This window comes from Veillonellaceae bacterium (assembly GCA_012523975.1).
Classification (GTDB): Bacteria; Bacillota; Negativicutes; order JAAYSF01; family JAAYSF01; genus JAAYSF01.
The window spans coordinates 48,250-57,837 of sequence record JAAYSF010000016.1; the positions used below are offsets into that span (position 1 = coordinate 48,250).

At 39.9% G+C, this 9,588-nt stretch carries 5 protein-coding genes and 1 pseudogene; 3 read left to right on the top strand and 3 right to left on the bottom strand.

The annotated features are described in order from the left end of the window. Positions 1 to 119: 119 nt before the first annotated feature. Entirely contained in the window at positions 120 to 2,600 is a 2,481-nt protein-coding gene (locus tag GX348_02325; GenBank protein ID NLP41024.1) for a diguanylate cyclase, read from the bottom strand. Between the two features lie 288 nt (positions 2,601 to 2,888). On the opposite strand from GX348_02325, the gene GX348_02330 reads away from it, so the two are divergent. The 3 genes and pseudogenes from GX348_02330 to GX348_02340 all read left to right on the top strand — a co-directional run bounded on the left by GX348_02330 (position 2,889) and on the right by GX348_02340 (position 6,588). Next, positions 2,889 to 3,836: a transporter gene (locus tag GX348_02330; protein NLP41025.1), complete on the top strand. Its 948-nt coding sequence runs from the start codon at positions 2,889 to 2,891 to the stop codon at positions 3,834 to 3,836. 491 nt (positions 3,837 to 4,327) lie between these two features. After that, a complete protein-coding gene (locus GX348_02335; protein NLP41026.1) occupies positions 4,328 to 4,792 on the top strand; it encodes a universal stress protein in 465 nt (154 codons plus the stop codon). A gap of 262 nt (positions 4,793 to 5,054) precedes the next feature. Continuing rightward, a pseudogene (locus GX348_02340) lies at positions 5,055 to 6,588 on the top strand (hypothetical protein). A 105-nt stretch (positions 6,589 to 6,693) separates the two neighbouring features. On the opposite strand, the gene lsa reads toward GX348_02340, so the two are convergent. Then, on the bottom strand, positions 6,694 to 8,175 hold the full coding sequence (gene lsa / locus GX348_02345) for an Lsa family ABC-F type ribosomal protection protein (protein NLP41027.1): 1,482 nt from the start codon (positions 8,173 to 8,175) through the stop codon (positions 6,694 to 6,696). 333 nt (positions 8,176 to 8,508) lie between these two features. Continuing rightward, positions 8,509 to 9,024, bottom strand: a complete 516-nt coding sequence (locus tag GX348_02350) for a hypothetical protein (GenBank protein NLP41028.1) — start codon at positions 9,022 to 9,024, stop codon at positions 8,509 to 8,511. Positions 9,025 to 9,588: the final 564 nt, after the last annotated feature.

The window sequence follows — 9,588 nt, forward strand, 5'->3', positions numbered from 1 at the left end:
AATTTCAAATTAATGGTTTTATTGATCTTTTTAGTATTATGCGTAAAAAAAAACCCGTGAAATTCACGGGTTAACTCGATTAATTTTACTTCTATGTCCTTAAATCATCTGGCTATTAGCTAGGTATCCTGCAAATTTAACTTATGCAGACGTTTCATGGCATACATCTCGGTATCAGCTTGTTTAATCAGCATATCGACTGAAAGTGGATGTGCCGGATCATATTCAGCAAATCCCTGACTTACACAGATGGGGTATATATGATGATGTTCTGTGTTATAGCCTTCAATATTCTCTTCAGCATCTGCCCAGATACTTTTGGCTTGCGATAAGTCACAATCCGGCAGGATGAGTAAAAATTCATCGCCGCCAAATCTGCATAAAACATCGGATTTGCGTAATCTTTTTAAAATTAATTGACTTGCAGTTTTTATTAATTTGTCACCTTCCTGATGACCATAGGTATCATTAACCGTTTTCAACTCATTTACATCGATAAAAACAATTGATAATTTGGTGTTATTTTTATCAGCCTCGTCGATTTGCTCCTTAAGAAACGCCAATCCTGTACCACGATTCAATAATCCGGTAAGATAGTCCGGTGTTTTTAAAAGTTTTAGCTGGTCCTTTGCCCGCTTACGCTGAACGTAAGATACAGTGCTCAGGATTATTAGTAATACTGCCAGCCCAATGATGAAATATCTATCATTATTTAAAACAGGCTTATTAATTATTATAGTGTTCTCAGGGAGCAGTTCCGGATCGATATTATATTTTCTGAGATAATTGTAATCAAACATATATTTATTAGGGCTTTGCTTAACAATCGGTATCTCTTGCGGCTTCTCCCCTTTTAGGATACGAAGCACGATAGCGGCAGCTGTCTCACCTTGATAGTAACCGCTGGAGAGCATCCCGCCAATAGTGCCATGATCCAAGTAAAAATCCCAAACCGAATAAATTGGTACTGCTGACTTCGCGGCAATGATCCGAATGCTTTCCTCATAAGAATAAATGTTATTAGATTTGTCTTTGTTAAAACTCATCAATAAAATAATTGTATCATTAGGCAACTCAGCCACGCGGTCTTGTATTTCCGACATATTCATATCTTCATAGAAGGTAAAGTTGATTGCCGGGAATTTGGGAATAACATCGGTTAATAACTGTTTATTTACCTGTCCGGTAACACTTCGGTCATTAATAATGACGATATTTCTAACTTGCGGCTGCAATTTCAAAGCTACTTCTATGGTTTTTTTGACATCAAGCGTTTCAACAACCCCAGTGATTAGGTTGTTCTCTGTAAGACTGCTATCCTGAAAATAATTCACGCCGCAAAAAACGATGGGTACATTGGGCAAAAGTTCCTGGCCGTATTTAAGCAAAAAATTATAGGCGTCATCATCCGAAGTAATTACCGCATCATAGTGTTTATTTTTAAGCTTGTATTTATATAACTCGTATAATTTTGGGATATATTCCGGGCTGGTATTCTGCTTGGCATCCATAAACTCATAATAAACATCAATATCGGTGTTAGAATTTAAAACAGATTTGATGCCGGCAATGAGACTATCCGTCCACGACATGCCGCTATGGTATGAATTGAGGACTAAAACTTGTTTTTTACCGGAGTAAGTATCATTGATTATTATACTTTCCTGGGGCAGGTCCGAGTGTTTAATATTAAAACGTTTTAGTTGGGTTCTATCAAACATATAGTGGTTAGGACTTTCTTTTACAATGGGGATATTTGAAACCGGCTCACCATTTAAAATTCTTTGTGCAAGATTGGCGGCTAGTTCCCCTTGGTAGTAACCGCTGGTAAGCATTCCGCCCACAATCCCGTCACCTAAAGAAAAGTCCCAAACTCCATAAATAGGAACGGTACTGCTTGCTGAAATTTGCGATATACTCTCAGCATAGGAAAACTTATGACCGGCTACATCCTGGAAGAAGATCAAAAACAGCACCAAACTATCAGGCGGCAAGTGGGCAACTTTTTCTTTGATTTGCTCCATATCGTATTCTTCCAGGGATATGAAGTTAACGCGGTCTTTAAATGCGGGAATTGTATCTAGCAATGTTTTCCCAATCGACTTGCCCGTCATGGTGTTATCATTGATAACATAGATATTCTTGGTGTTAGGGTGCAATTCCAATGCGATATCTAAGGTTGATTTTATATCTTGTCCTTCTACTATACCGGTAAAGTGATTCTGGTTAGCCAGCATTGAATCAGTAAAATAATTAACGCCGCAGAAAACGACCGGAGTATTCGGAAAGAGACGATCGTGGTATTTTAGTAAAAAAGCAAAGGCCGGATCATCAGAAGCGATGATTACATCGAACTTTTTGTCTTTAAATTTATATTTATACATTTCAAAAAGCTGAGAGATATAGTTATTGTCAGATATTCTATGGGTATCCATATATTCAACTTGCATGTCAATATTTCGGGCATTTGGACCAAATACCGACGTAATTCCTTCAATAATATTGTCGCTCCATTTATAGTCTTTATGATAGGAGTTTAGTACCAGAACGGATTTTTTAGTATTGCTTTGCGCCAAGCTCAATGGCATTACGCTGCTCATCAGTATAATTAATAAAAGCAAACAAAGGCATTTTCGTTTAGAAATATGATTCACGTTAGTCCCTTATCTCCTTTTAGCGCATTATAAGTGAGACTTGCTTATTAATTGTGAAAATTCGACATGCTGCTTACCCTTCCTGCCATAATTTTAGCGGACAAGTTAATTTAGCAACAACTAGATAGTTGCTAATCAAAAATAAATTACTTAACCGCCGATTGTGCTATAATTAAGAAAGTATTGCCATTTTAAAAAGAAGAAAGTGCCTAAGATCGGCACGCGAGGCGTAGAATGGATGTAACAGCCAAACTAATTTATATAGTTACCGACCTGATGATGCCGCTGATGCTTGGCTACTACTGCCGGCAGCGGCAGTGGCTGAGTGAAGCCTTGTGCAATAAAATTATTGAAGTCAATATTACAGTCTTTTACACAATTTTGGCGGCATTGAGTTTCTGGATACTGCCGCTCAATCTTGCATTGCTCTGGTTGCCGGTTTTCGGAATATTGCTCAGCTTTATCCCCGGGCTTACAGGCTACCTGATTGCCCGGAAAAAATATGACGATGGCCCGGATAAGGCCAGTTACTTAGCGTCAACCATGCTGTCCAACATTGGGACACTCGGCGGTTTATGCACCTTTTTCCTGTTCGGGGAGCCAGGGTTTGCCTATATTCAGATAGTTGCCATGTTCCAGAACCTCGTCTTTTTCTTGTTCTGTTTTCCTATGGCCAATTATTATAACAACCTGCTGTCACAGCAGGCCGGTAATACTCGAAAAATTACCTTTGCCGAGCTCTTCTTTAACCGCAACCAATTGCCGGTAGCCGGAATAGCTGTCGGAATGCTGCTGTATGCCGGCGAAGTTCCCCGCCCGGAGTTTCTTGGCGATTTGTTTAATATCCTAATCCACATTTCAGCCTGGTTTGCACTGTTTCCGGTGGGTTATTCTATCCAATTCTCCGAAATGAAACATTACTATCGCAGCATCCTCGATATTTTACCCGTCAAATTTATTATCACTCCGCTGGTTGGCTACCTCGTCGCCAGCAAGCTTTTTACTGACCCGGTGGTGCTAGGCACTATCATTATTGCCGCCAGTACGCCTACCGCCATTAACGCCGTCGTCCTTACCCGCCTGTATAATTTTAATGTCCACTTAGCCAGCGCCGCATTCTTCCTCACAACTACGGTATTCCTCACTGCTATTTACCCTGTTCTCTTTTTCTGGCTCCAATAAAGCTGCGACTTAAAGCCTTAACCGCTTCTGGCGGTTAAGGCTTTTGTATTATCACATATCCGACCGTAACAAGCGCTACCTTGCCGACATATTATGTAGTATAAATTTGTCTAAGGAGGCAAAGGCATGGATGAACTTGATCGCGACGACGACCGTAAGAAAAAGCATACCATACTCTGCTGCGCCCCAAACGAAGTTGCTAAAATACAGTAATGCCTTCGGCTTAAATGAAATTAAAAACAAAATCCGCTTTATCGAAAATCAATCCAGTCTGCTCACAAACGAAATCTTTAGGCCTGTTTTGTAACTACTTTATTGGCTCTATAATTGGTGAGCTCAGTAAGCTACGTTTTCCGCCAGCAAATCAGACTGCGAAGAATAGCGAAAGGTTTCGCTTAAACCGGTGAATTTGCTACTATAACAGCAGGAAAGATATCTTCTGCGGCGAATTATTACTTGTAGATATTTTTTAGAATTTGGAGGTTATTTCTATGAAAACCGCGATTCTTGTTCCGTTTGATGGATCGAAGAATGCCGTTGGTGCGCTGCAGTTTGCTATTAACCTGGCCAAATCTCTGCAGGAAAAAGTTGTCGTTCTAAATGTTCAGCCAAGCTTTAGAACAGTACATACAAAAATGTTCTTCGATGAAACCGCCGTTCGTGAATATCAAGAACAGCTTTTTGAGGAAATGGTAAGCCCGGCGAAAGAATTATTGCAAGATGCCGGTGTAGAATATGAATTCAAACTAAGAACCGGAGACCCCAAGGAACAGATCTGCAAAGAAGTCATAGCCGATAATAACGCTCAAACCGGCTGCTCAACAAGCGTACGCATGATAGTGATGGGCTCGCGCGGTATGAATCCGATGCTCAGCGGAGTACTCGGCAGCGTTAGCTACGGCGTGATTAATTCAGCCGTCTGCCCTGTAACCATCGTTCCTTTAACCTGTTCATAGTCCACCCTGCCCTCTGCCAATCAGTCCATAGACGATAAAAGACCAGCGAAAAGGGAGTTCAACATAGGGATTTACGAAAACAAGTAAATTTTTGACCGTCTCTCTTCAAGCGGTGGTGCGAATGTAAAGACTGCACTGAAGGATAAAACCTTTAGTGCAGTCTTTCTTATGTTGCGTTTTTTTAGTTATGTCACTTATCTAATCACACCTCTTTAGAAACACATCATATACTAAAATAAAAAACAGTAAAGGAGTAATTAATGTGGATAGTTCTATTACAAGTAGCCCGTATCATAATCGTGTTGATACACCAAATTATGAACACTATTTTGATAGAAATGGAAACATAAATAAGTTCGTAAAATTATTAAAAGAAAGAGGCTTTATTGTTCAAAAAGGCAGTATAAGATATATCGATATATTAAAATTAGCCAGTGAGGGTAAAGTCGGCACTTGCTTTGGCAATAATGCAGGCGTACCCTATGCAGTCTATCTCCTGCCGCCGGCACCGAACCAAGATCCTTGCCCAGGTCAGAGACCGCCAAAAGACTATAATCCTTTTAACCCTTATAATTATCCACCTAATGTTCTATATGCAGCACCAGGAATTGACTATAAACTGCGCCCTGATGAAGCTATTGTATCAATAGGACAGACACCTCCCCCGGCAGTTTATTTTAGTTCGAAGTTATCTGGGGTTTGTTGAAAATAAAATAAAAAAAGACTATAGCAATGCTGTTACAGCTGGTAATCCCTGCACCGGTTTTTACCACTATATAGGTGCCAGTATGGGTGACCAGATTAGCAATAACTCTATTTGGACAGACAGTACACCTTATGGAACTCCCGGAAATCCTTTCGACAGTTCTACGATTATTATCACTACTGCCGACAGGCGCATAAATCAGCTAATGCGTGATGCTCTGGTTGGATCAGGTTTTAACCCAGGAATTATGAACGATGATAATATTCCTTTAAATCTAGTCAACATGGGACTGGAAAAGGGCAAAGACCACTTTTCGTTTGTCATGAGAGCAGCTATTTTTGAAAATTCAGATACCGGCTGGGATTATATGTTTAATCTTGATAAATATTTTACCGTATTGCGAATCACTCCTGTGAAGCCTTGCCCTGCAGTCAATCCGTGGCCTATTCCCGAGCTTAAAAAGCGGGAGACAGGTACAACTGAGTTCCAGGTCGTACCAACAGCAAGGGAAACACTGGATTACTTGCGAAATCAAATTATTTGCAAATACAGAAATCCGGAATATGATATTGTTGATCTTGATTTATACCCCTGGGAAATTGAGGGTTTTGAAAGTATAATGCAGGATAGAGATGCTTTTATAGATGACAAGGATACAATTTATTATAGAACAGAAAGTTTTAAATTAGCTACTGACGATGATTTTGTTATACTATATGGCATAAACCACACACAAACTGGATTTGCAACGTATTTAGCTAACAGCCTTTACGGTGAAGAGCTTATGAATGGAGTTGTGGCAGCCCGTATAACAAATGAACTGCAATATCCTGCTGATGAATATTTCCCTAAACGCTATAAAAATTTAAAGTATTATTATGTTGTAAAAATGGCAAGGGATAGCGAGGAAGGCACTGAAGTGATTATACCTTACAGCACAGGCAACCCTCACGGGTCGGCATTCGGAGTTGACAACAATCAGAATATTTTTATAGCCTTCAGAGCCTATGTCAATCAGACGACCAAGGTTGCTTCTCCTCTATATGATATTATCTGGAGTCATGCGATTCTGTTTACAAAAAAGAAATGACCCTGTTTGGGTCACCAAAATACAACAAGGCACTCTACCAAACTGGATATAGGGTGCCAATCAGCCCATTGACGATAAAAAGCCCGCGAAATTCGCGGGTTTTTATTATGATAGTTCGACTATTTTGGTTGCAACATTGCGGCAGAATTCAATGTCATGTTCTACGAAGATAATAGTTGGAGCATATTCGAGCAGTAGTTCTTCGATTTGCATTCGTGAGATAACGTCTATGAAATTAAGCGGTTCATCCCAGACATACAAGCTGGCTTTCTCGCAAAGGCTCTTGGCAATTAGTACTTTTTTCTTCTGTCCGCCGCTAAAATCAGCCATATCTTTTTCAAACTGTACTCTTGAAAAATCAAGTTTTCTTAAATTAGCTTTAAAAATACTTTCATCGATATTGTTTTCTCTGGCGTAATCCGTTAAGTTGCCCCGGAGATGTGAGGTATCTTGCGAAACATAGGATATCTTTAGCTGACTTGCTTTACGGAGAGTTCCTGTATAAGTGATGTTTTCGCCGCAGATCAGCTTAAGAAGACTTGACTTTCCTGAGCCGTTCTTACCGTAAAGCGCTATTCTGTCACCCTGCTCAATGGTCAAGCTTACGTCCGCACAGGCTAACTTTTCTCCATAAAATATAGATACATCGTCAAGCTCTACAAAACGGTTGGCATGGAAATTAACCGTAGACATTTTCAAGCTTTCAGAGCTCTCAATATTTTTGAGAAGCTTTGACTTTTCATCAATAGCCGATTTCTGTCTTGCCTCAATTGTCTTAGAACGTTTCATCATCTTTGCGGACTTATGACCAATATAGCCTTTATCCGGCTTTACACCTGAATTCCTTGTCCCCACCTTTGTTTTTTCAACTTTATCTGACCAATCAGAAGTTCGCCTTGCGGCTGCTGTCAAGCGAGAAATATCTTTTTGAAGTTTTTCGTTTTCGGCAAGCTCAAAGTTGTCTTGCCTTTTTTTGTTTTCCCACCAAGACGAAAAATTCCCTTTTTGAATTTCGATATTGGTTTTGTTAATCGAAAGGATATGGTCAACACAGTTATCAAGAAATGCCCTATCGTGCGACACCAAAATGAAGCCATGCTTTGAGTTTAGATAGTCGCTGACAATTTTTCTTGCCTTGATATCAAGGTGGTTGGTCGGTTCATCAATCAGCAAGAAACTATTTTCTTTCAAGAACAAGGCTGCAAGCAGTACCTTGGTTTGCTCTCCGTTCGACAGCGTAGCAAAAGGCCTATATAAAACGTCCTCGGAAACCTGCATTAAGGAAAGCTCCCGCATAACCTGCCACTGCTGGTAATCCGGATAGATTGTTTCAATTACATCCAGAGTACTGTCGTCGGTATTTTTTACTTCGAACGGAAAATACTCAAAGTTTACTTTTGCTGAAATAGTACCGCTGTATTCGTATTTGCCTAGTAATAAGTTAAGAAATGTAGTTTTACCCCTTCCATTGCGGCCGGTAAAACCTAATTTCCAATCTGTATCTATCTGAAAGCTTACGTTTTCAAAAATATTATCATAACTGCCATCATAGCCGAAGGTCAGATTTGTAACGTTTATTAAAGACATAGTTATCCTCCTGTATTAAAATATAAGGCTGCAAGAAAGTTACTTCTTGCAGCTCATAATACAGCAAAGCCAAGCCCAGTAGTACGGGCATGACGAGGATATATTCGCTGAGTAAAAAGAATAGTAACTTTCTTGCATAAGCACAACAAATCAAGGCGGCTTAGCGCTGCCATCGCTTTATTATGCCTTATTAATCAGCAAGAAAGATTTACTTCATCTTTTCAACTCCAATACTTAATTTGTGAATATTATATCATACCAATTCTCTAAATTCAAGGTTGTCAAGCTACGGACTGCGACAAGAAAATAAGACACCCACCGATGTCTTATTTTCTACTCTTCGTCTATTTGGTTTCCTAAGATGAACACTGTAACTCCATGTGTTCTGCCCCTCTGGCGAAGCTCGCTTGAGGAAGCATCGACATAAATATCAAAGACTTTCCCTTTTACAGCGCTTCCGGTGTCCTCTGCCCGCCGGCGATGGATGGTCCCATCTGGCATAACAATATCAATCCATGTTCCCAAAGGAACAACGGCAGGGTCGACCGCGACAGTTCGGCCGGGTTTAGTGTAGGCGCCGCTGGCTGTTGTACCTTGGTCGTTATACCAAGTCACTTGGGCGTCTTTGATAACACTCCGGACGCTTCTTCCTCCGCGGCTTACGGGGTAATTCTCTCTTTGTCTCTCTGATCCAGTATCGGATTCCTTAACGGTTGTATTTAAGTTTTCGTTTTCTTTGGATAGGTCAGTGACAGCCATCTCATACTGCGGTGGTTTGTTATTCACTTGTTTCAGGCTTTTTACACTCTGAACTGATGAATAGCCCATAACAGCAATTATTATTGCCATTATTATAAGCACTCGACCTTGAATGTTTTTAACACTCATTAAAATCCTCCCTTATGTTTTAGCTCAAAAAAATAAATAATTGCCAAATCAAAATTACATAAGGGATTAAACAAGAGAAAAAGTGACTTAAAAAGTTTTCATTTATTATACTATATAAGCTATTGTATAACAAAATCCAAATATATCCTTAAGACAAGGTTCACCTATAACATAGTCAGCAATAAACAATCTATGGCAATACAATAGGATACGGATATAAAGCTATTCTATCTCTCGGGGAGGCAGGCAAACCAATTGAGGCTGGCGGAAACGGTCTCCCGCCAATCGTCATCCGAAGAGAAACTCCTTGACCAATGCGTATTCCCCCTACCGAAGCAATCTGACCATAAGTGCCAAAGCCTACGGCTCCGGTTGCCGCCAAAACCTGACGAATAGTTCTAAAGCAAGCAAAGGCCTCTTTATGTTAATTTATGCTGATTTATGTAGAGATGTTACTGAAGCAGTTTACTTTAAAATACGAAAAGCTATTTGCCTTTTGACAAATAGCTTTTTCATATTTTATCA

What these genes read in the sequence shown, in the direction of transcription:
- GX348_02325 (NLP41024.1), bottom strand. Translation starts at nt 2,600, where the DNA reads ATGAGCAGCGTAATGCCATTGAGCTTGGCGCAAAGCAATACTAAAAAA.
- GX348_02330 (NLP41025.1), top strand. Translation starts at nt 2,889, where the DNA reads ATGGATGTAACAGCCAAACTAATTTATATAGTTACCGACCTGATGATG.
- GX348_02335 (NLP41026.1), top strand. Translation starts at nt 4,328, where the DNA reads ATGAAAACCGCGATTCTTGTTCCGTTTGATGGATCGAAGAATGCCGTT.
- lsa (NLP41027.1), bottom strand. Translation starts at nt 8,175, where the DNA reads ATGTCTTTAATAAACGTTACAAATCTGACCTTCGGCTATGATGGCAGT.
- GX348_02350 (NLP41028.1), bottom strand. Translation starts at nt 9,024, where the DNA reads ATGGCAATAATAATTGCTGTTATGGGCTATTCATCAGTTCAGAGTGTA.